This is a genomic window from Sphingosinicella rhizophila, assembly GCF_032378825.1.
In the GTDB taxonomy this organism is placed as follows: Bacteria; Pseudomonadota; Alphaproteobacteria; order Sphingomonadales; family Sphingomonadaceae; genus Allosphingosinicella; species Allosphingosinicella rhizophila.
Genome location: NZ_JAVUPU010000006.1, coordinates 104,460 through 124,088, shown reverse-complemented (window position 1 = coordinate 124,088; position 19,629 = coordinate 104,460). Strand labels below are relative to the sequence as shown.

Here is a 19,629-nt window from a genome sequence, read left to right as displayed (position 1 = left end):
TAACTGCAACGCCTTAAATGCCGATGGGCAGAAGTGCGATCGCTGGTCGGGCGGCCGCCAGGGCCTGGTCGTTTGGGGTGGAAGTGCTTTGCGCTACCACCGATGACGGGAACCAGGCTCTATTCTAAGTAACGGTAAAAGAGGCTGATTTTGGCGAAAATGGAGGTGCTGAGTCCGGAATTGCCGGAGCCGGGTGGTGTTGCCGGGTCCGCCCATTCGCACGAATCCCCGGCCGGGACATCGGTTTCGGCCGTCCTTCACCGGATCGGCACCATTCCCGACATCCTTTATCCGGCCTGGCGCGATCTGGCGCTCGACGCGTCGGAGCCGAACAGCTTCGGCGAAACATGGTTCCTGGGCGCAGGCCTGCGCGCCTTCGCCGTGGAGGATGATGTCCGGCTCGTCGAAGTGCGCCTGGGCGATGGCGCCGATGCCCTTCTCATCGGTCTGATGCCGCTTTGCCTCCGCCGCGATTATGGCCGGATGCGGGTGCTGCACGTCCAGAATTGGGGGCATTTCCACACATTTCTCGGCACACCGCTCATTCGCAATGGCTTTGAGCGCCGATTCTGGACCGCCATCCTCGAGGCGCTCGATGCGGCCGACTGGGCCCCGAACTTCCTCCACGTTCATGGCCTGGTCGATAATGGTCCGGTGCTGGCCGGCCTGGAGGCGGCCGCGGACATGGTCGGGCGTTCGTGCCCGATCGTCCACCGGTCGGCACGGGCATTGCTGGCGAGCCATTTGGCACCCGAAGCTTATTACGAGGCGACCGTCCGCAAGAAGAAGCGGAAGGAGTTGCAGCGCCTGTCGCGGCGTTTGGCCGAACTGGGGAAGCTCGAATCGCGGAGCCTGGCCGCCGATGAGCCCGTCGAACCTTGGTGCGAGGCCTTCCTCGCCCTCGAATGTTCGGGATGGAAGGGCGAATCGGGCTCGGCTCTCGCCAACAGCGCCGAAACCCGATCCTTCTTCCTGGAAGCGGTCCAGGGCGCCGCCGCCGAAGGGCGGCTGCAGATGCTTCGCCTGGATCTCGACGAACGGCCGATCGCCATGCTGGTGAACTTCCTTGCCCCGCCGGGTAGCTTTTCCTTCAAGATCGCTTTCGACGAGGCTTATGCCCGCTTCTCGCCCGGCGTCCTCATTCAGCTCGACAATCTGCAGATCCTTCGACGAAACGACATTGATTGGATGGACAGCTGCGCCGCCGAAAATCATCCCATGATCGAAAGTCTCTGGGGCGAAAGGCGCAATATCGTCCGCGTGACGGTTCGGCTACGCGGATTTCGCCACGGCCTCGTCTATGGGATCTGCCGCACACTCGAGACCGGGGCCGCCTGGGTTCGCGCGCTCCGGCGGCCTGAACGGGAACCTGTCGAATGAGCGCTGATCGCTCCGTTTCGACGGACCGGCCGCAACTGTTCGTCGTCGTCGATACCGAGGAAGAATTTGACTGGTCCAGGCCCGTTTCCAGGACCAATGTCTCGACCGGCTCGATCGCCGCCCAGTCTGCGGCGCACGACGTCTATGACCGTTTCGGTCTCGTCCCGACCTATGTCGTCGATTATCCCGTCGCCACGGATCCGGCTGCGGTCGAATTTCTTGCCGCGCTGCGCCGACAGGGCAAGGCCGAGATCGGCGCGCATCTCCACCCCTGGGTTTCTTCGCCGCATGTGGAGGAGGTCAATCCGCTCAACTCCTACCATTGCAACCTTCCGCCGGCGCTGGAACGCGCCAAGATCGAGACCCTTACGGCCACGATCGAAGGGGCCTTCGGGGAGCGGCCGACCATCTTCAAGGCCGGACGCCACGGCTTTGGCCCCACCACCCAGCAGGTCCTGGTCGATCTCGGCTACGAGGTCGATTGCAGCATCGTCCCGCATGTCAGTTTCGCGGCCGATGGCGGTCCGGATTTTCGCGGCAAGCCTGACCAGCCTTATTGGCTCGATCGCCGCCGTCGCTTGCTCGAGGTGCCGGTGACGAGCGGCTATACGGGTTTGCTCGCGCCGCTGGGGCCCCGGCTGGGCCGGTGGTTCGACCATCCCGGGGCGCAAAGGCTGCGCCTGCCGGGCCTGCTCGCGCGGACGGGCCTGCTGGAGCGCGCCCGACTCACCCCCGAAGGGATGAGTGTGCTGGAGCAATGCCGCTTGCTCAGGCAGTTGGTCGCCCGCGGCGCAACTTCATTCTATCTGGTCTACCACAGCCCCAGCCTGGCGCCCGGGCACACGCCCTACGTCCGCTCGGAATCCGATCGCGATGCCTTCCTGGCGAATATCGCCGAGGTGCTGACATATTTCCGTGACGCGCTCGGCGGGCGGTTCACCACAATTCGCCAGGTCTATCGGCAGGCTCTGGACAGGCTGCTGCGGGAAGGAGACCCGGCGGAAGCGGCTTAGGCTCCAATCCAATGTTCAGCCCATGATCACGCTTCAGATCGGTCCGACCTCGAACGATCATGGCCTAGATGCCGAAAATTCCGGGTGCGCGTCGGGGACAATCGCCGTGGATCCGGTCGAGATAGGCGGAAGCCAATTCGTAATGAGCTTGCGCAACTTCACTCTGCTGCGCTTGTTGCGCCAAGGCGATTTCCGCTTCGGCACGGCGTTCCAGATAATCCGCTTCTTCCTGAGACATTTCGGCAGGCAACTCCCTTTGCAGATGCGGGAGATAAACCTGCCGGAATGATCCGCGTTCCCTTCGGCTCGCTTTCTTCCGGCGGTCCGGCTGGGAGGCTGCTCGCCTCAGCGTATCCTGGGGCCGCCAAATGGCAGCGGCGGCGGCGGCCGCCGGTCGCGGCGCGGCAATTGGGCCTGATAGGCCACGCCGCAATGCTCCACGCAATAAGGAAAGCCCGGATTGGCATTCTTGCCGCAGAAATGGAAATCGGGCTCGCCCGGATGGCCGATCGGCCATTTGCAGATCTTCTCGTTGAGATCGAGCAGGCTGGTCTTGTCCGCGACCTCCGCGCTCGGCTTCGCCGGCACCAGCCGCCGCGGGGGCGCCGGCGGGATCGGCGACTGCATGTCGCCTGGACCCTGGCGCAGAAAGCCGCCCGGGCCGACCGAGCGGATCTGCGGCTGCGGAGGCGGTGGCGGTTGCGTTGCGTTCGTCTGCGGGGCCGGTGCCGCAGGCTGCGACTGGACGGGCTCCGCGACGGGGCGGGGAATCGGGGCTTCCACCCGCTTTTCGGGAACCGCTGGCGGGGCGGCTTTCGCCGCTGGCGCGGGCTCATTGGGTTTGACGGGGGAAGGGCGGGATTGCAGACCGAGGCGATGAGCCTTGCCGATCACGGCATTGCGCGACACGCCGCCAAGCTCCTCGGCGATCTGGCTTGCCGTCATTCCCTTCGACCAGAGCTGCTTCAGCTGATCGATACGTTCGTCGGTCCAGGACATTTCATTTCCTTCACGGCTTGCCGCTTCAACCGTCTGCCTCTAGCGACGGCTGCGTGAACGACCAGCCTTCAAATTGGGTTCGGACCGACCCTGGCGTGCCGGTGATCCGGAACGTCAATTGGGGCGGCCTCAAGACCCTCTATGTGAAGGAGGTGAGGCGTTTCTTCAAGGTCCAGCTTCAGACGATCTGGGCTCCGGCCATCACGACCCTCCTTTTTCTGGTGATTTTCACCGTCGCTTTGGGGCGGACCGGGCGTGAGGTGATGGGCGTACCGTTCGCGGATTTCCTTGCGCCCGGGCTCATCATCATGGGCATGATCCAGAATGCCTTCGCCAATTCCAGCTTCTCGCTGCTGGTCGGAAAGATCCAGGGCAATATCGTCGATTATCTCATGCCGCCTTTGTCGGTCGGTGAGCTCATCGCCGGTTTGATCGGTGCTTCGGTGACTCGCGCGCTCCTGGTCGGAATCGCGGTCTGGCTGGCGATGCTGCTATGGCCCGACGTCCATGTGGCGATCCGCCATGGCTGGGCGATCGCTTGGTTCGGGATCATGGGCAGCATGATGCTGGGCTTCATGGGTCTGCTCACTTCGATCTGGGCCGAGAAATTCGATCATGCGGCCGCCGTCACCAATTTCGTGGTGGCGCCGCTCTCGCTCCTGTCCGGCACCTTCTATTCCATCGATACGCTATCGCCCCTTTTTCGGGCGGTAAGCCACGCCAATCCCTTCTTCTTCATCATCTCGGGCTTTCGTTACGGATTTCTGGGCGTCAGCGATTCGCCGATTCTCTTCGGCGCCGCTTTGTTGCTCGTCATCAATATCGGGCTGTGCCTGCTATGCTACGCCCTTCTGCGGGCGGGCTGGAAACTGAAAAACTGAACATGTTCATAAAAGTAGGTCTGAAACTGAACGGCGGCTGACGAGTCCGTTCAGTGCCGTCACATCCTGCGAATCCTAGAAAGGCATCGTCCAATCAAGAAGGAGTCGGACGATGCGTAAGTTTCTTGTTCCAGCCATTCTCATCTCGGCGGTTGCCGTCTCGGCTCCCGCAGCGGCGCAATATCGCGGCGGCCACAATCAGGGCGTCGGCATCGAGCGGCAGATCGATCAGCTTGAGCGGCAGATCGACCGTGCTCGCGATCGCCGCCTGATCACCCGCCAGGAGGCGCGCAGGCTCGACAATCAGGCCGAATATATCGATCGCCTGCATGATCGCTATCGCCGCAACGGGCTGAATCAGCGCGAACATCATGATCTGCAGAACCGGATCAATCGCCTCCGCCAGCAATTCCGTTGGGAACGGCGCGACGGACGTCGATAAGCGCAAGCAGGGGGGGCGGGCGTCGTTGACGCGCCGCCCGGCCCCCGATTATAGCGAATATGTGAAAGGCGACCCATCAGGGTCGCCTTTTTCGCATTCCATTCTTGCTCGAGGATCCAAGATGACGATCACGCCGCTCATGCCCGTCTATCCGCGTTCGCCGGTACGGCCGGTGCGCGGCGAAGGCGTCTATCTCTACGGCGAGGGCGGGGAGAAATATCTCGACTTCGCAAGCGGCATCGCCGTCAATCTGCTGGGACACGGCCACCCCCATCTGACCAAGGCGATCCAGGATCAGGCGGCGACCCTGATGCATGTGTCCAATCTCTACGGCAGCCCCCAGGGCGAAGCCTATGCGCGACGCCTGACCGAAGCGACCTTCGCCGATACCGTCTTCTTCACCAATTCCGGGGCGGAAGCGGTCGAATGTGCGATCAAGACCGCGCGTCGCTACCACCATCATCACGGCCGTCCCGAAAAGAATGTGCTCATCACATTCGCCAATGCCTTTCATGGCCGCACCATGGCGACGATCAGCGCGACCAACCAGGAAAAGCTCCGCGATGGCTTCGCGCCGCTCCTGCCGGGCTTCACGGTCATCGAGTTCGACAATCTGGACGCGGCGCGGGAAGCCGTCACCGAGCATGTCGCCGGCTTCCTGATCGAGCCGATCCAGGGCGAAGGCGGCATCCGTCCCGCCGGCTTGGCGTTCATGAAGGGGCTGCGGGCTCTGTGCGACGAACATGATCTGATGCTTGTGCTGGACGAGGTCCAGTGTGGCGTCGCCCGCACCGGCAAGCTCTACGCTTATGAACATTATGGCATCGAGCCGGACATCATGGCGTCGGCCAAGGGCATTGGCGGTGGCTTTCCGATGGGCGCCTGTCTTGCCACCGAAAAGGCGGCGGCGGGCATGGTGATCGGGACGCACGGTTCCACCTATGGCGGCAATCCGCTCGCCATGGCGGCCGGTCAGGCGGTGCTCGACATCGTCGGCAATGAGGAATTCCTCACCCGGGTCGAACGGATGGGCGAGCGCCTCCGCGGCGCGCTCGAACAGATGATCCCCAATCACGACCATCTGTTCGAAAGCGTTCGGGGTCTCGGTCTCATGCTGGGCGTCAAGATGAAGACCGACAGCCGCGACTTCGTGACCTACCTGCGGCAGCATGGCCTTTTGACGGTCGCGGCGGGTGACAATGTCATGCGCGTGCTGCCGCCGCTCATCATCGAGGAAGCGCACGTCACCGAGTTCGTCGAGCGCCTGTCGGAGGCCGCCCGTCGCTATGAGCTGCCTCAGGCCGCCGCCTGAACCCGGGGCATATTGAACCGGGCCGGTGCCTTGGCCACATCTGGCCCATGACCTCTCTCGACATAAGAACCGCGGCAAAGGCCGCCAATCTGGATGAAGCGCTCGGCTTCACCATTTCCGCCCGCAATGCGCGCGGACGTCTGGTGCGCATCGGACCGACATTGGATCAGATCCTGTCGGCACACGATTATCCGGCGCCGATCGCGCGCATCCTGTCCGAAGCCCTGGTGCTGACGGGGCTGTTCGGTGCCATGCTGAAGGATGCCGGCGGCCAGCTGACCGTCCAGGCGCAAACCGAAAGCGGCGTCATCGATCTGCTCGTGTGCGACTATAAGGCCGGCGAGCTCAGGGGCTATGTCCGTTTCGACCGCGAGAGGCTCGGAGCCGTGCCCAGCCATCGTGACCTCTTCGCCTTGTTCGGCAAAGGCTATCTGGCGATCACTTTCGATCAGGCCGTGTCGGGGGAGCGTTACCAGGGCATCGTCCCCCTCGAAGGAGCCTCCCTTGCCGAGGCAGCCCAGAATTTCTTCTCGCAGTCGGAGCAGATACCCAGTCTGGTGCGGCTGGCGGTCAACGATACCGGCCACGTCGCTGGTGGAATCCTGGTCCAGCATCTGCCGGAGGGCGAGGAGGGGCGTGAGCGCCTCCACACGCGGCTTGATCATCCCGAATGGGAACATGTCAGGGTCTTGGCTGAAACCATCAAGGGGAACGAGCTGGTCGATCAAACGCTGCCCCTCGAAACCTTGCTGTGGCGCCTCTTTCATGAAGAGGAAGAGATAAGGATCCTTGCCCCCATTTCGCTCGCCAAGGGCTGCCGCTGCAATTTCGAGCATATCCGCTCCGTCATCTCGAGATTTCCTGCGGAGGACCGGGAGCAGATGGTCGACCAGGACGGTTTCATCAGCGTCGATTGCGAATTTTGCTCGCGGGTGTTCCCGATCTCCCTGAGCGATTTTTCGGACCCCGACTCCGCTGCCGGCTGATCTCTCGATTTCCGCGGATTTTGATGATATCTGCCCTGATCCGATTGGGGGGACAGATGCCTAGGAAAAGCTGGTCGATCGCGGCGATGGCTGTGCTTCTGCCGGCCCAGACGCTGGCGACTGCGGAGCTGCCGGCTCTGTCGCGCCTGGAAAAGGGGCGCTGGCAGCTGAGCGATCCGGCCGACGCCAAGGCGCAGTTCGATTCGGTCTGTCTTGGCGACCCCATGCGGCTGATCAAGCTGGAGCATAGCGACGTCAACTGCTCGGAGGAGGTCGTCGCGAGCGGGCCCAACAGTGCATCGATCCATTATATCTGTCCTGGCCGCGGGTTCGGCCGGACGAACATTCGGGTCGAAACCTCGCGCCTGGTGAAGATCGACACCCAGGGCCGGGCCAATAACCGTCCTTTCGCCTATCGTGTGGAGGGCCGCCGCGTCGGCTCTTGCTAGGGTCCGGACCCAAGAGGCATTTCAGTCGCGTTGCATGGTCTCACGACACGGCAACGAGGCTGACAAAGGGCTGGGCCCCGGAGTGACGTGAAGACCGGCCCTTGCGCGGAAAAGCTGATCTTCGCTTGGAAAAGAACGCGACCGCGTCGTGATAAGGGCGCTACGTTAAGCCCCCGTTTACCCTGATGCGCTTACAAGGAGTCGGTGCCGGTATTTTTGTGGCACGCTTTCCTCCCTAGATGGCCTTCTGGCCTAACTGGGCCGCTCTTCACCGGGCGGCCCTTCTTTTTGGAAGCCGCGCTTGCGCGCCCGCTTGATCGGGATTAGCCGCCACGGCCGTGATCCAGAACCAGCCTCATGCCGTCGTCCTGCTGTCCGGCGGCCTAGATTCGATGACGGCCGCTGCGATGGCGCGGGAGCGCGGTTACCGGCTGCTGGCCCTGACGCTCGACTATGGCCAGCGCCATCGCATCGAACTCCAGGCGGCGATTCGAATCGCGGAGGCGCTCGGCGTGGAGAGGCACGTCGTCATTCCGCTCGATCTGCGCGCCTTCGGCGGTTCGGCTCTTACGGACGACATCGATGTGCCGAAAGACGGGTTGGGGGAGGATATCCCGGTTACCTATGTGCCGGCCCGTAACACCATCTTCCTGTCGCTCGCGCTCGGCTGGGCAGAGGCGGCGGGCGCCCGGGATATGTTCATCGGCGTCAACGCGCTGGACTATTCGGGCTATCCTGACTGTCGTCCCGACTTCATCGCCGCCTTCGAACGGCTGGCCGGCCTCGCCACCAAGGCGGGCGACGAGGGACATGGATTTCGCATCCATGCGCCTTTGCTCGATCTCAGCAAGGCCGATATTGTGCGCGAAGCGGCGCGATTGGGGCTGGACGCCGGCCTCAGCTGGTCCTGTTACGATCCCGTCGACGATCAGCTGCATTGCGGCATGTGCGATTCCTGCCGCATTCGCGCCAGGGGCTTTGAGGAAGCGGGGATCGTCGACCCGACCCTCTATGCAGCCACGCCATGAGCTACAGCGTGAAAGAGATGTTCGTCACGCTGCAGGGCGAGGGCGCCCAGGCCGGCCGGCGCGCTTTGTTCGTGCGCTTTTCCGGCTGCAATCTCTGGACGGGGCGCGAACGTCATCGCGCGACCGCCGATTGCCGCTTCTGCGACACGGACTTCGTCGGCACGGACGGCCTGAATGGCGGCCGCTATGATTGCGCGGAACTGGTGGCGAATATGGTCGGGCTGTGGGGGGAAGGGGAGAGCCGCTTCGCGGTGATGACCGGCGGCGAACCCTTGCTCCAGATCGATGCGCCCCTGCTGAAGGCGGTGCGCGACGCGGGCTTCGAGATCGCCGTTGAAACCAATGGGACGATTGCCGCTCCGGACGGGATCGACTGGATCTGCGTCAGTCCCAAGGCAGGAACGCGCATCGTCCAGCGCAGCGGCAACGAACTGAAGCTTGTCTGGCCGCAAAATGGCATCGACCCGGACGGCCTGCTGGACTGGCGCTTCGACCATTTCCTGATCCAGCCGATGGATTGCGTGGAGGGCGATGCGGCCAGAGCTGCCGCCATCGACTTCGTGATGGCCAATCCCCGCTGGCGCCTCAGCCTTCAGACCCACAAGCTGCTGGGATTGCCCTAAACATTTGAAGGGAGTCTGATCACGTCATCGGCAGGAAGCGCTCTACCCAAATGACCAGGCTCTGAGGAACTCGCCGCAGCGATCAGACGGCCGCGCCGCATTTCTTGGAGAGATAGCGGCCCTTCTTGTTCCAGCATTCGGCGCGGAGCGGTGGCGCAGGCGGCTGAGTGAAGCGGATCATGTGGGGGTTGTAGACGGGCCCTCTTTCATAGGCGGGCACCAGGCTGTTGCGAAGCTCACGCATGCGTGCTCCGGCCGTCACGTGAAGCTGCCCCTTGGGGGTCGCCAGTGCCTGCTTGGCGATATTGGTGGCGACCTGGCAGAAACCATATTGGGCCTGCAGCGTCGAAAAGCCGTTATAGGTCATCGTGGAATAATCGTCGAAAAGCTTCAGGCCCTTGGCGCCGTTCACGCGTTTGAAATAGCCACTGAGTACCTTGTAGGCGGCCGCCAGCTCGACGGCATGGTGGGCAAGGATCCCGTTATAATTGTCGACGGCCCGCAGGAAAGGCGAGAATTGGCACTGCAGCGCCGCAACATTGAGGCCGGATCGAAGGTTCCACAGCAGATGCGCCTGATATTCGGCGGGTGTCGCTCCGGGGATGGGCAGGCCGACAAGCGGATCGCTGCCGGTGATCGGTCCCGGCTTGAAGTCAGGCTTGGCGAGGAACATCTGCGCGGATGCGGACTGGGGAGAGACGAAGGCGGCGAAGGCACATGCCGCCAGCATTGCGGCCCCCACGCCTTTATCCAACAGGTTACGCATATCCACCCCTTCACATTCGCGCACAGGATAGGCGCCTTTTGCTTAACAGCGCCTGTCCACCGATCCAGACGATATGGTCATGCCGGTCGTGGAGGTGGCACGGTTCGTCATACTAACCCGCTGGCGGAAAATGAAAAGCACCACAAAAAGAAAAGGCCGCCCGGTCGACCGGGCGGCCTTTTCCCAAAGCCAAGGCCTTCGGAAATTACATTCCGTTGGTGGCGTTCATGTCCGTGGTCGTCGTCGCGTTCATGTCGACGTCGCTCATGTTGCTGTCCATCGACATGTTGGCGTCCAGGCCGAGGTTGGCGTCGGCACCGGTGGTGCCGGCGTCGATGGCCGTGACGTCATTGGTGTCGCCCATCAGAGCGTCGTCGGTTGCATAGCTGGTGTTGTTGGCAGTGGCGTCTTCGCCGCCGCCGCATGCTGCGACGAGGAGGGCCGCACCGGCAACCATCGAGCTGGTCATAACTTTGGAAAGAAGGTCACGCATTTAGAAACTCCCTAGTTGACGATTTGGCCGGGTTGGCCCCTTTTTTGCCAAATCAGTTGGACACACTAAACGGAAAGAGTACGGCTCTCAAGCCTTCTCGCGTCCCACCTCGAGAGATCGCAGAAAATGGTCGAGCCCCTGTCTCAGTGCCAGATCGAAACGTTCCTGTCCTTCAGACACTCCCATCTCGTCGAGGCTGGTCACCGGAAAGTCCGCAATACCGCACGGCACTATCCCTGAGAAGTGGGAAAGTTCGGGATCAAGATTTACCGAGAATCCGTGCATCGTGACCCACCGGCGCACCCTGACGCCGATCGCGCCGATCTTTGCCTCGGTGCCGCTGCGATCGGTCCAGATGCCGATCCGGCCCGGCGCCCGGCGTGCCTCGACACCAAGGACGTCCAAGGACGCGATCACCCAGCCTTCCAGCGCATGGATATAGCGTCTGAGGTCGCGGCCGCGACGGTCGAGATCGAGCAGCACGTAGCCGACACGCTGCCCGGGCCCATGATAGGTGTAGCGGCCGCCGCGCCCGGCCTCATAGACCGGGAAGCCCAGCGGATTGAACAGTTCGGCAGGATCGGCGCTGGTCCCTGCAGTGTAAAGCGGCGGATGTTCGAGCAGCCAGACGAGTTCCCGGGCGCCGCCCTCGCGAATCGCGGCGGCGCGTGCCTCCATCTCCGCGAGGGCGTCGGGATAGGGAACAGGTCCCGGCGTCTCACGCCATTCGATTTCGTCGGAACGCATCGGTCCCATCTCGTCGCAACCCCCATGAGGTTCAAGCCTTCCTTGATCGGCCTGCCGGGGCTATGCCGCCCGAAAGTCAGCAAGGATGCGCCAGAATGAGATTTTCCTACAGCGCCGTTTGGGAAGATACGGTCCGGCTGATCCGCGGCAACGCATCCTTGCTGATCGCGCTTGCCGGCGTTTTCATGTTCCTGCCCGCCTTGCTCATGGGCTATTTCCTGCCCGCTCCGCCAGCCGCGACCATGACCGAGCTGGCCAGGCTCGCCGAGGAATATTTTCACGCCAACTGGGCCTGGATGCTGCTGGCCAACCTTGCCAACATGGCCGGCGCCCTTGCCATGCTGCAGCTGCTGTTCGGCGCCCGGCCCACCGTCGGGCAGGCCATCGCCCACGGTTTGGCGCTGCTGCCTTTCTATTTTCTGGCGACGATCCTTTCCGACATCATGATCGGGATCGGCGCGATCCTGATCCTGCCGGGTTTCTATCTTTTCGGCAGGATGGCGGTCCTTGCGCCGGTCATGGCGGCGGAGGATCGCCGCAATCCGATCGATGCGATCGGCAGGTCCTTCGCGCTCAGCCGGGGCAATGGCTGGGCAGTGATCGGCCTCGTGGTCATGGTGGCCGTCACCGCCTTCGTTCTGAGCTTTCTCGTCAACGCCATATTCGGCTCGGTCTTCATCATCCTGCTCGGCCAGCACATTGGCGGCATGCTGGCCTTGATCGTCCGGGCCGTGACCAGCGCGGCCTTTTCGACCCTGATGGTGATCCTGTTCGCGGCGATTTACCGGCGGCTGGCCGGCGAATCAGCCGCCGGGCCGAATTAAGGGGATTTGCGGCGCGGATTCCGGCGGCAGCAATCCGGATATCCTGGGGTCGGGAAAGCTCTCGAACGCGCGCCCGCGGGCCTTGAATCCTGCCTTCAGATAGGCCGGCAACGCCGCCGGATGGTCCAACGTGCAGGTGTGGACGTGAACCCGCTTTATGCCCTGGCGCCAGGCGAGCAGCAGCACCTGGGCGAACAGCCAATTGCCATGGCCGCGGCCTGCCAGTTCCGGGATCAGGGCCAGGAAGCGGATCAGGCATTCCTCGCGGCGGCTGAAATCGAGTTCGATCATCCCCACCTCGATGCCTGACCGGTCTACCACGGCATGGACTTCGGCGATCTCCTTCAGCAGGGCCGCATCGTCCATCGCCAGCCGCGAAAACCAGAGCCAGCGGCTTCCGACCCGTTCGAACAGCAGGCGATATTTGGCTGGTTCGACACTTCGCCATGGCACCAATCGCAGCGGCGAATCGGGCATCGGCCGCATCCGGGGGCGCTCGGTCATCTCCAGGTAAGTGACGACTGCCCCGATTTCGCCTGGGGCAAGTTCGGTCAGCGCCATGTCGCCATCGGCGGCAGGCTCATCAGGATCGCATCGACATTGCCCCCGGTCTTGAGTCCGAACAATGTGCCGCGGTCGTAGATGAGGTTGAATTCGGCGTAGCGTCCCCGCCATTCCAGTTGCCGGGCCTTGTCGGCATCGTCATGCGGCATGTCCATCCGCCGCCGCACGATCTTCGGGAAGATATCCAGGAAAGCCTCGCCGACATCGCGCGTGAAAGCGAAATTCTGTTCGAAATAGCCTTCGAGATGGTCGTAGAATATGCCTCCCGCCCCGCGGGCGACGCCACGATGGGGAATGAAGAAATATTCGTCGGCCCATTTGCTGAACCGGGGATAATAAGTCGGATCATGCGCGGCGCAGGCGGCGCGCAGGCGTGCATGGAAGTCGGCGATATCCTCTTCAACGGGAATCGGGGGATTGAGGTCCGCGCCGCCACCGAACCAGCGCTTCGACGTCGCCAGGAATCGGGTATTCATATGGACCGCCGGCACGTGCGGATTGGCCATATGGGCGACGAGGCTGATGCCGGTGGCAAAGAATCTGGGGTCTTCCTCCGCCCCGAGGATCGTCTTGGCGAATTCCGGGTTGAAGCGGCCACCCACGGTGGAGACATTGACCCCGACCTTCTCGAATATCCTGCCGTTCATCAGCCCGCGGACGCCGCCGCCGCCGGGCGAGCCGTCCGCATCGACCCGATCCCAGGGACTATAGTCGAATGTCGCGTCGCTTCCGGCCTCGCGTTCGATCGCTTCGAACGCCGCGCATATCCGGTCGCGAAGCGATTCGAACCAGTCGCGGGCGGCCTGCTGTTCTTGGTCGAGTTCGATCATCTGGGCCATTCGTCCAATTGCCTCAACGCCTCGGCGAGCGCGATGCCCGCGGCGACGGCGATATTCAAGGACCGGGTTCCGGCTGCCTGCGGAATCCGGAGGCGGAGGTCGGCGCGGGCATGGACGTCCGCCGGCGCGCCCTCGCTCTCGGAACCGAGCAGCAGGATGTCGCCGGGCACGAAACGCGCATCGGGCAGGCAAAGCTCCGCCTTGGTGGTCATGAGGACGATCCGTCCGGTGGCGGCGTGCGCGAATCCCTGCCATCCGGAATGGCGGGTGACGTTCGCCATCTCGGCATAGTCCATTCCGGCGCGCTTCAGCGCCCTGTCGGAATAAGCGAAGCCGCACGGCTCGATGATGTCGACCGGCACCGCCAGGCAGGCGGCAAGGCGCAGGATCGTGCCGACATTTCCGGCCTGATCGGGCTGGTACAAGGCGATGCGCATGACGTTCGGATAGCGGCGAAAGGGGCGCCTGTCACAGACGTGATAAAATCGCTGTTGGCAAAGCGGCGTTCGCGCGGCTATCAGGCCCGCCAAGCCGCTACAGGGGAGGTCCGGCTGTTCGTGCTCGGCACGGACGGCAGGTCCTTGGACGCGGCACTGTGTGAGGGCGTTGCTCCCCGGCGAATCCAGCCGAGGCGAGCTTTTGCACATCCGGTTCGAACCGCTTGAAGGATGTTATGGCGACGGTTGAACATAGCGACGGAAGCATGGCTGCGACTCCCGAGGACGGGGTGCGCCGCCGCGATTTCATCAATATCGCCGCGGTGAGTTTCGCGGGCGTTGGCGGAATCGCCGTCCTCTATCCGCTCATCAATCAGATGAATCCTTCGGCAGACGTGCTGGCGCTCGCCTCGATCGAGGTCGACGTGTCGGCGATCCAGCCGGGCCAGGCGATCAAGACCATTTTCCGCAAGCAGCCCTTGTTCGTGCGGCATCTGACGCCGCAGGAAATCCAGGCGGCCCAGGCCGTGCCGGTCGGCGAGCTTCGCGATCCGCAGACGCTGGAAGAGCGGACCGCGGAAGGAAAGACGCAATGGCTGATCACGATGGGGGTCTGTACCCATCTCGGCTGCGTTCCCCTCGGGGCGGCAGAGGGCGAGAACAGGGGCGAATTCGGGGGCTATTTCTGTCCTTGCCACGGCTCGCACTACGATACCGCCGCGCGCATCCGCAAAGGCCCGGCGCCCACGAATCTCGAAGTGCCGGAATATGAATTCACCTCCGACACCATTGTCCAGATCGGCTGAGGTAGCATCCAATGAGCTTTCCCTGGGCGGAAGAATATAAGCCGCAAAATCCGTTCATGCGGTGGATCGACGATCGCTTGCCGCTGCCGCGCCTCGTCTATGGCGCCGTCGGCGGCGGTTATCCGGTCCCTCGCAACCTCAACTATTTCTGGAACTTCGGGGTGCTCGCGGGCATCGCGCTCGCCATCCAGATCGTTACCGGCATCGTGCTGGCGATGCATTATGTGCCGTCGGGGACCGAGGCCTTCGCGTCGGTCGAGCACATCATGCGCAACGTCAACCAGGGTTGGCTGCTGCGCTACGCCCATGCCAACGGCGCCAGCTTCTTCTTCATCGTCACTTATATCCACATCTTCCGCGGCCTCTATTACGGGTCCTACAAGGCCCCGCGCGAGATGGTGTGGCTGCTCGGCCTCGTCATCTTCCTGCTGATGATGGCGACCGCATTCATGGGCTATGTGCTGCCCTGGGGGCAGATGAGCTTCTGGGGTGCCAAGGTGATCACCGGCCTGTTCGGTGCCATCCCCTTGGTCGGCGAGCCGATCCAGCAATGGCTGCTCGGTGGCTTCGCGCCCGACCAGGCGGCGCTGAACCGCTTCTTCTCGCTCCATTACCTGCTGCCGTTCGTGATCGCGGGTGTCATCATCCTGCATATCTGGGCGCTGCATATCCCCGGATCGGGCAATCCCACCGGCGTCGATGTGAAGACGGCGCAGGATACGGTGCCTTTCCATCCTTATTATACGGCGAAGGACGGTTTCGGCCTCGGCATCTTCCTGATCCTGCTTGCGATTCTTGTCTTCTACGCGCCCAATTATCTGGGGCACGCCGACAATTATATCCCGGCCAATCCGCTCTCGACCCCGGCGCATATCGTTCCCGAATGGTATTTCTGGCCCTTCTACGCGATCCTGCGCGCCTTCACCGTCGACTTCATCCTGCCGGCCAAATTGTGGGGCGTGATCGCCATGTTCGGCTCGATCATCCTGCTCTTCTTCCTGCCCTGGCTGGACAAGTCGCCGGTGCGCTCGGGCAATTATCGTCCGCGCTTCCGCCAGTTCTTCTGGATCCTGGTCATCGACGTGCTGATCCTCGGCTATTGCGGCGGCGCGCCGGCCGAGGAGCCCTATGTGATGATCAGCCAGCTCGCGACCATCTATTATTTCGCTCACTTCCTGATCATCCTGCCCATCCTGTCTTCGGTCGAGCGGACCTTGCCCTTGCCCAATTCCATCTCGGAATCGGTGCTGCACGGCGAAAAGCAGGAAGCGGCTCCGATCGGCAGCGGCAGCACGTCCGCGCCGACTGTCACGGCTTAAGGGGAAAGAAGGCTCATGGTTCGGATCCTCGGATTCCTCGTCGGCCTCGGCTTCGTCGCGGTTGCGGCCTGGTCGCTGCTCTGGGGCGTGATCGCCTATCTCGGCGATCCGCCCGAGCCGACGGTCGAGCATGAATTCCACAAGGCGCCGAAGCACGTCGCCTTCGCCAGCGACGGTCCTTTCGGCAAATATGACCGGCAGCAGCTCCAGCGCGGCTTTCAGGTCTATAAGGAAGTCTGCGCGGCCTGCCACGGCCTTGAGTTCGTCGCCTTCCGCAATCTGGAGGATATCGGCTATAGCGAAGCCGAGGTGAAGGCGATCGCCAATCAGTGGCAGATCGAGGTTCCGGACGTGAATCCGAAGACCGGCGAGGCTTCGACCCGCAGGGCCTTGCCCGCGGACAATTTCCCGAATCCCTATGCGAACGAAGTCGCCGCCCGCGCCGCCAACAACAATGCGATGCCGCCCGATCTTTCGCTGATGACCAAGGCTCGCCACCACGGCCCGGCCTATGTCTACTCGCTGCTGACCGGCTACCAGGATCCCGATCCGAAATTGCCGAAGGAAAACCAGCCGGGTCCGGGGCTGTATTACAATCCCTATTTCGCGAACCTCAACATCGCGATGCCGCCGCCGATCACGGCCGACGGTCAGGTCACCTATGCGGACGGCACCAACCCGACCGTCGACCAGATGGCCAAGGACGTCGCCGCTTTCCTGACCTGGACAGCCGAGCCGAAGCTCGAAAATCGGCACCGGACCGGCCTTGCGGTGGTGATCTTCCTGCTGATCGCGACGTGGCTCGCTTATCTTTCCTACCAGAATATCTGGTCGTCGAAGAAGGCGCGGAAGGTGCGGGTCACCGGCGTGCTTGATCCGGAAAATCAGGCCAAGACCGACCACGCCAAGCGCGACGCGGGGATCGAGGGCTGAGCATCGATCCCGTCCCCGATCCTCGGGGCGGGATTCGATCATAGGCTCCGCTTGCCGCCAGGCTTTCCCTGTGCCTAAACTCCCGCGTGGCGGGGGAGAGTAGGATGGTTGCCGCGGTTTCCGACGATTATGTGGTGGATGCGAAGCGGGACCGCAGGGTCATCGTCGCGTCGTCGCTCGGCACCGTCTTCGAATGGTATGATTTCTTCGTCTATGGCACGCTGGCCACGGTCATCGCCAAGATGTTCTTCCCGGCCGCGAGCGAGACGGCGGGCTTCCTGCTGGCGCTCGCGACCTTCGGCGCCGGCTTCGGCGTCCGGCCGCTGGGCGCGTTGCTGTTCGGCTATCTCGGCGATCGGCTGGGGCGGAAATATACCTTCCTGGTCACCATCACCTTGATGGGCGTCGCTACGGCGGCGGTGGGGCTGATCCCGACCTATGCCCAGATCGGCATTGCGGCGCCGATCCTCCTGGTCGTCTGCCGTCTGTTGCAGGGTCTGGCGCTGGGCGGCGAATATGGCGGCGCCGCCATCTATGTCGCCGAACATGCCCCCCGCGATCGCCGCGGCCTCTACACCAGCTTCATCCAGGCAAGCGTGATCGGCGGTTTCCTGCTGAGCGTGCTGGTCGTGCTGATTTCCGCTTATTTCGTCGATCCGGTGGCATGGGAAGCCTGGGGCTGGCGCGTCCCGTTCCTCTTCTCTCTGCTGCTGCTCGCCATCTCGCTGTGGATGCGCCTGAAGCTGAAGGAGAGCCCGGTCTTCCAGGCGATGAAGCAGGCGGGCAACACGTCCCGCAATCCGGTCAAGGAAAGTTTCGACAGCTGGCATAAGGTGAAGCTGATCCTGGTCGGCCTGTTTGGCATTGCCGCCGGTCTCACCGTCATCTGGTACACGGCCCAGTTCCAGGGCCTCTATTTTCTCCAGAACACGCTTCGTATCGAGGACACGGCGGCCAGGATGATGGTGGGTGCGGCCGCGGTCTTCAGCATCGGCTGGTTCATCCTGTTCGGGTGGCTGTCCGACAAGGTGGGACGCAAGAAGCCGATCGTGCTCGGTTATGTCCTGACCATCGCCTTGATGTTCCCCTTGTTCCACTGGATGTCGGCCGCCGCCAATCCCGATCTCGCCCGGTCGATGGCGCGCAATCCCGTCGTCGTGACGGGGAGCGATTGCAGCTACGATCCCTTCGCCAGCAAGGGCCAGGAGACGGCGTGCGGCCGCTTGCTCGATACGCTGACGCGCAAGGGCGTCGCTTATGCGACGGCCGAAGGCGCACCGGGCGCCGCGCCGGTCATCACCATCGGCGGCGCCCCGGTCGACGCTGCGCCGGAAATGCTCGATCCGGCCCTGGAGGCGGCAGGCTATAAGCTCGCCAAGTCCGTGCCGAGCTTGTTCCAATCCGCTCAGGTCGTGCTGGCGATCACAATGATCGGCATGTTTTCGGGTATGACCTTCGGCCCGGCGGCCGCCTTGCTGGTCGAGCTGTTCCCGGCCCGGATACGCTATACGTCCCTGTCGATATCCTATCATATCGGCACCGGCTATTTCGGCGGTTTCCTGCCCTTCATCAGCCTCTATATCGTCGCCAGGACAGGGGACCCGTTCGCGGGCCTCTGGTACACGATCGGCGTCGTCGCCATGGCGCTTGTCGTCACAGCATTCTGGCTTCCGGAAACCTCCGGAAGGACGTTGGACTAACCGCACCATGAACGCTATCGGCGCCTTCGTGAACGCGGCCCATTGTCCCCTCAGGTTGAAGATCGAGGCCGATGCCTTGACCGCCAATTGGCGCTGGCTGGCTGGCCTCGGCGGCCCGGCGGCCTGCGGCGCGGCCATCAAGGCCGACGGCTACGGCCTGGGCGCGCGGGAAGTGGCGATGCATCTCGTCCTGGCCGGCTGCCGCGATTTCTTCGTCTCCACCTGGTCGGAGGCGGAACGCGTCCTGCCCTGGCTCGGCGAGGCCGCCCTGTCGGTCCTGCACGGCGTTTCCGACGACGAGCTGCGCACCGCTTTGGCGCTGAGGGCGCGGCCCGTTCTGAACACGCCGGCACAGGTGCAAAGATGGCGCGCCGAAGGGCAGGGACGTCCGTGCGACGTGATGATCGACAGCGGCTTCAATCGGCTCGGTCTTTCGCCCGGCCATCTCGCCGAGGGCATACTCGAAGGGCTCGCGATAGAGACGCTGATGAGCCATCTCGCCAGCGCCGACGAGGATGTGGAAATGAACGGTCGTCAGCGCGAGATGCTGGTCGGCGTCGCCGCGAACGTCGGCGCCAGGCGGGTCAGCCTCGCCAACAGCGCCGGCATCTGCCTCGGCCGCGATTATCATTTCGATCTCACCCGCCCCGGCATCGCCCTCTATGGCGGCATTCCGCGGCCGGAAGCCGAAAATCATCTGCGCCAGGTGGTCCGGATCGAGGCGCAGATCGTGCAAAGGCGGCGGGTCGGGCGTGGCGATCCGATCGGCTATAACGCCACGTTCGTCGCCGATCGCGACATGGAGCTCGCCATCCTCAATATCGGCTATGCCGACGGCTATCTCCGCGCCTTTTCGGGCGCCGGCCGGGCCGTGCTGGGCGACGCCTACGGACCCGTGGTGGGCCGCATCTCGATGGACCTGACCACCATCTGCGTCGATGCCGCGCCCCACCTTGCCGAAGGCGATTGGGTGGAAATGGATTTCAACCTGCCAGCGGCCTCGGCCCAGTCCGGACTCTCTCAATATGAGCTGCTGACCCTGCTCGGGTCGCGCTATGATCGCATCTGGTTCTGAAACCGGAGCCCGT

23 protein-coding genes are annotated in these 19,629 nt (G+C 63.2%); 16 read left to right on the top strand and 7 right to left on the bottom strand.

Annotation, left to right across the window (positions count from 1 at the left end; genetic code table 11):
- The first annotated feature begins 159 nt into the window (after positions 1-159).
- The 3 genes from RQX22_RS12920 (at position 160) to RQX22_RS12910 (ending at position 2,682) form a co-directional block, all read left to right on the top strand.
- Complete coding sequence (locus RQX22_RS12920; RefSeq protein ID WP_315726954.1) at positions 160-1,380, top strand: GNAT family N-acetyltransferase; 1,221 nt, start codon at positions 160-162, stop codon at positions 1,378-1,380.
- Positions 1,377-2,393: a polysaccharide deacetylase family protein gene (locus RQX22_RS12915; protein WP_315726953.1), complete on the top strand. Its 1,017-nt coding sequence runs from the start codon at positions 1,377-1,379 to the stop codon at positions 2,391-2,393. Before RQX22_RS12920 ends, RQX22_RS12915 begins: the two co-directional genes overlap by 4 nt.
- A gap of 106 nt (positions 2,394-2,499) precedes the next feature.
- Positions 2,500-2,682: a hypothetical protein gene (locus RQX22_RS12910; protein WP_315726952.1), complete on the top strand. Its 183-nt coding sequence runs from the start codon at positions 2,500-2,502 to the stop codon at positions 2,680-2,682.
- Positions 2,683-2,738: 56 nt separating this feature from the next.
- Here RQX22_RS12910 and RQX22_RS12905 read toward each other — a convergent pair whose 3' ends face one another.
- The gene (locus RQX22_RS12905) at positions 2,739-3,392 is read right to left on the bottom strand and encodes a GcrA family cell cycle regulator (RefSeq protein WP_315726951.1); all 654 of its coding nucleotides are present in this window, start codon (positions 3,390-3,392) and stop codon (positions 2,739-2,741) included.
- A 53-nt stretch (positions 3,393-3,445) separates the two neighbouring features.
- Between RQX22_RS12905 and RQX22_RS12900 the strand changes: the two genes are divergently transcribed.
- The 7 genes from RQX22_RS12900 (at position 3,446) to queE (ending at position 9,113) form a co-directional block, all read left to right on the top strand.
- Positions 3,446-4,273: an ABC transporter permease gene (locus tag RQX22_RS12900; protein ID WP_315726950.1), complete on the top strand. Its 828-nt coding sequence runs from the start codon at positions 3,446-3,448 to the stop codon at positions 4,271-4,273.
- Between the two features lie 112 nt (positions 4,274-4,385).
- Positions 4,386-4,715, top strand: a complete 330-nt coding sequence (locus tag RQX22_RS12895; protein ID WP_315726949.1) for a hypothetical protein — start codon at positions 4,386-4,388, stop codon at positions 4,713-4,715.
- 121 nt (positions 4,716-4,836) lie between these two features.
- Entirely contained in the window at positions 4,837-6,027 is a 1,191-nt protein-coding gene (locus RQX22_RS12890; RefSeq protein WP_315726948.1) for an aspartate aminotransferase family protein, read from the top strand.
- Positions 6,028-6,074: 47 nt separating this feature from the next.
- A complete protein-coding gene (locus RQX22_RS12885) occupies positions 6,075-7,013 on the top strand; it encodes an Hsp33 family molecular chaperone HslO (RefSeq protein WP_315726947.1) in 939 nt (312 codons plus the stop codon).
- 23 nt (positions 7,014-7,036) lie between these two features.
- On the top strand, positions 7,037-7,462 hold the full coding sequence (locus tag RQX22_RS12880; protein ID WP_315726946.1) for a hypothetical protein: 426 nt from the start codon (positions 7,037-7,039) through the stop codon (positions 7,460-7,462).
- Between the two features lie 338 nt (positions 7,463-7,800).
- Positions 7,801-8,490 (top strand): 7-cyano-7-deazaguanine synthase QueC, encoded by a 690-nt coding sequence (gene queC / locus RQX22_RS12875; RefSeq protein ID WP_315726945.1) that lies wholly within the window; start codon positions 7,801-7,803, stop codon positions 8,488-8,490.
- Positions 8,487-9,113: a 7-carboxy-7-deazaguanine synthase gene (gene queE / locus RQX22_RS12870; RefSeq protein WP_315726944.1), complete on the top strand. Its 627-nt coding sequence runs from the start codon at positions 8,487-8,489 to the stop codon at positions 9,111-9,113. Before queC ends, queE begins: the two co-directional genes overlap by 4 nt.
- Before the next feature lie 82 nt (positions 9,114-9,195).
- Here the strand turns inward: queE and RQX22_RS12865 are convergent, their stop codons facing one another.
- From RQX22_RS12865 to lipB, 3 genes are all read right to left on the bottom strand, one after another.
- Complete coding sequence (locus tag RQX22_RS12865) at positions 9,196-9,879, bottom strand: hypothetical protein (protein ID WP_315726943.1); 684 nt, start codon at positions 9,877-9,879, stop codon at positions 9,196-9,198.
- Between the two features lie 205 nt (positions 9,880-10,084).
- Positions 10,085-10,372 (bottom strand): hypothetical protein, encoded by a 288-nt coding sequence (locus RQX22_RS12860; protein WP_315726942.1) that lies wholly within the window; start codon positions 10,370-10,372, stop codon positions 10,085-10,087.
- Between the two features lie 87 nt (positions 10,373-10,459).
- A complete protein-coding gene (gene lipB, locus RQX22_RS12855; protein WP_315726941.1) occupies positions 10,460-11,119 on the bottom strand; it encodes a lipoyl(octanoyl) transferase LipB in 660 nt (219 codons plus the stop codon).
- Between the two features lie 95 nt (positions 11,120-11,214).
- Here lipB and RQX22_RS12850 point away from each other — a divergent pair, with 95 nt between their 5' ends.
- A complete protein-coding gene (locus RQX22_RS12850) occupies positions 11,215-11,943 on the top strand; it encodes a hypothetical protein (RefSeq protein ID WP_315726940.1) in 729 nt (242 codons plus the stop codon).
- On the opposite strand, the gene RQX22_RS12845 is transcribed toward RQX22_RS12850, so the two are convergent.
- The 3 genes from RQX22_RS12845 to RQX22_RS12835 are packed head-to-tail and all read right to left on the bottom strand — an operon-like array spanning position 11,923 to position 13,783.
- Positions 11,923-12,504, bottom strand: a complete 582-nt coding sequence (locus RQX22_RS12845; RefSeq protein ID WP_315726939.1) for a GNAT family N-acetyltransferase — start codon at positions 12,502-12,504, stop codon at positions 11,923-11,925. The genes RQX22_RS12850 and RQX22_RS12845 overlap by 21 nt on opposite strands.
- Positions 12,495-13,337 (bottom strand): oxygen-dependent coproporphyrinogen oxidase, encoded by an 843-nt coding sequence (hemF, locus tag RQX22_RS12840; RefSeq protein ID WP_315727106.1) that lies wholly within the window; start codon positions 13,335-13,337, stop codon positions 12,495-12,497. The genes RQX22_RS12845 and hemF overlap by 10 nt, the downstream gene beginning before the upstream one ends.
- Complete coding sequence (locus RQX22_RS12835) at positions 13,334-13,783, bottom strand: tRNA (cytidine(34)-2'-O)-methyltransferase (protein WP_315726938.1); 450 nt, start codon at positions 13,781-13,783, stop codon at positions 13,334-13,336. Before RQX22_RS12835 ends, hemF begins: the two co-directional genes overlap by 4 nt.
- 236 nt (positions 13,784-14,019) lie before the next feature.
- Here RQX22_RS12835 and petA point away from each other — a divergent pair, with 236 nt between their 5' ends.
- From petA to RQX22_RS12810, 5 genes are all read left to right on the top strand, one after another.
- Positions 14,020-14,589 carry a ubiquinol-cytochrome c reductase iron-sulfur subunit gene (gene petA / locus RQX22_RS12830; RefSeq protein ID WP_315726937.1) on the top strand — a complete coding sequence of 190 codons (570 nt, stop codon included), beginning with the start codon at positions 14,020-14,022 and terminating at the stop codon, positions 14,587-14,589.
- Between the two features lie 11 nt (positions 14,590-14,600).
- Positions 14,601-15,908, top strand: a complete 1,308-nt coding sequence (locus tag RQX22_RS12825) for a cytochrome b (protein WP_315726936.1) — start codon at positions 14,601-14,603, stop codon at positions 15,906-15,908.
- A gap of 15 nt (positions 15,909-15,923) precedes the next feature.
- A complete protein-coding gene (locus RQX22_RS12820; RefSeq protein WP_315726935.1) occupies positions 15,924-16,841 on the top strand; it encodes a cytochrome c1 in 918 nt (305 codons plus the stop codon).
- A 104-nt stretch (positions 16,842-16,945) separates the two neighbouring features.
- On the top strand, positions 16,946-18,541 hold the full coding sequence (locus RQX22_RS12815) for an MFS transporter (protein ID WP_315727105.1): 1,596 nt from the start codon (positions 16,946-16,948) through the stop codon (positions 18,539-18,541).
- Between the two features lie 7 nt (positions 18,542-18,548).
- Positions 18,549-19,616, top strand: coding sequence for an alanine racemase (locus RQX22_RS12810; protein WP_315726934.1), 1,068 nt, complete (start codon positions 18,549-18,551; stop codon positions 19,614-19,616).
- The last annotated feature ends 13 nt before the right edge of the window (positions 19,617-19,629 follow it).

Bases quoted from the DNA above. Each gene is read 5' to 3' on its own strand.
- RQX22_RS12920 (WP_315726954.1), top strand. From the start codon at position 160: ATGGAGGTGCTGAGTCCGGAATTGCCGGAGCCGGGTGGTGTTGCCGGG.
- RQX22_RS12915 (WP_315726953.1), top strand. From the start codon at position 1,377: ATGAGCGCTGATCGCTCCGTTTCGACGGACCGGCCGCAACTGTTCGTC.
- RQX22_RS12905 (WP_315726951.1), bottom strand. From the start codon at position 3,392: ATGTCCTGGACCGACGAACGTATCGATCAGCTGAAGCAGCTCTGGTCG.
- RQX22_RS12895 (WP_315726949.1), top strand. From the start codon at position 4,386: ATGCGTAAGTTTCTTGTTCCAGCCATTCTCATCTCGGCGGTTGCCGTC.
- RQX22_RS12890 (WP_315726948.1), top strand. From the start codon at position 4,837: ATGACGATCACGCCGCTCATGCCCGTCTATCCGCGTTCGCCGGTACGG.
- RQX22_RS12885 (WP_315726947.1), top strand. From the start codon at position 6,075: ATGACCTCTCTCGACATAAGAACCGCGGCAAAGGCCGCCAATCTGGAT.
- RQX22_RS12880 (WP_315726946.1), top strand. From the start codon at position 7,037: ATGATATCTGCCCTGATCCGATTGGGGGGACAGATGCCTAGGAAAAGC.
- queE (WP_315726944.1), top strand. From the start codon at position 8,487: ATGAGCTACAGCGTGAAAGAGATGTTCGTCACGCTGCAGGGCGAGGGC.
- RQX22_RS12865 (WP_315726943.1), bottom strand. From the start codon at position 9,879: ATGCGTAACCTGTTGGATAAAGGCGTGGGGGCCGCAATGCTGGCGGCA.
- RQX22_RS12860 (WP_315726942.1), bottom strand. From the start codon at position 10,372: ATGCGTGACCTTCTTTCCAAAGTTATGACCAGCTCGATGGTTGCCGGT.
- lipB (WP_315726941.1), bottom strand. From the start codon at position 11,119: ATGCGTTCCGACGAAATCGAATGGCGTGAGACGCCGGGACCTGTTCCC.
- RQX22_RS12850 (WP_315726940.1), top strand. From the start codon at position 11,215: ATGAGATTTTCCTACAGCGCCGTTTGGGAAGATACGGTCCGGCTGATC.
- RQX22_RS12845 (WP_315726939.1), bottom strand. From the start codon at position 12,504: ATGGCGCTGACCGAACTTGCCCCAGGCGAAATCGGGGCAGTCGTCACT.
- hemF (WP_315727106.1), bottom strand. From the start codon at position 13,337: ATGATCGAACTCGACCAAGAACAGCAGGCCGCCCGCGACTGGTTCGAA.
- RQX22_RS12835 (WP_315726938.1), bottom strand. From the start codon at position 13,783: ATGCGCATCGCCTTGTACCAGCCCGATCAGGCCGGAAATGTCGGCACG.
- petA (WP_315726937.1), top strand. From the start codon at position 14,020: ATGGCGACGGTTGAACATAGCGACGGAAGCATGGCTGCGACTCCCGAG.
- RQX22_RS12825 (WP_315726936.1), top strand. From the start codon at position 14,601: ATGAGCTTTCCCTGGGCGGAAGAATATAAGCCGCAAAATCCGTTCATG.
- RQX22_RS12820 (WP_315726935.1), top strand. From the start codon at position 15,924: ATGGTTCGGATCCTCGGATTCCTCGTCGGCCTCGGCTTCGTCGCGGTT.
- RQX22_RS12815 (WP_315727105.1), top strand. From the start codon at position 16,946: ATGGTTGCCGCGGTTTCCGACGATTATGTGGTGGATGCGAAGCGGGAC.
- RQX22_RS12810 (WP_315726934.1), top strand. From the start codon at position 18,549: ATGAACGCTATCGGCGCCTTCGTGAACGCGGCCCATTGTCCCCTCAGG.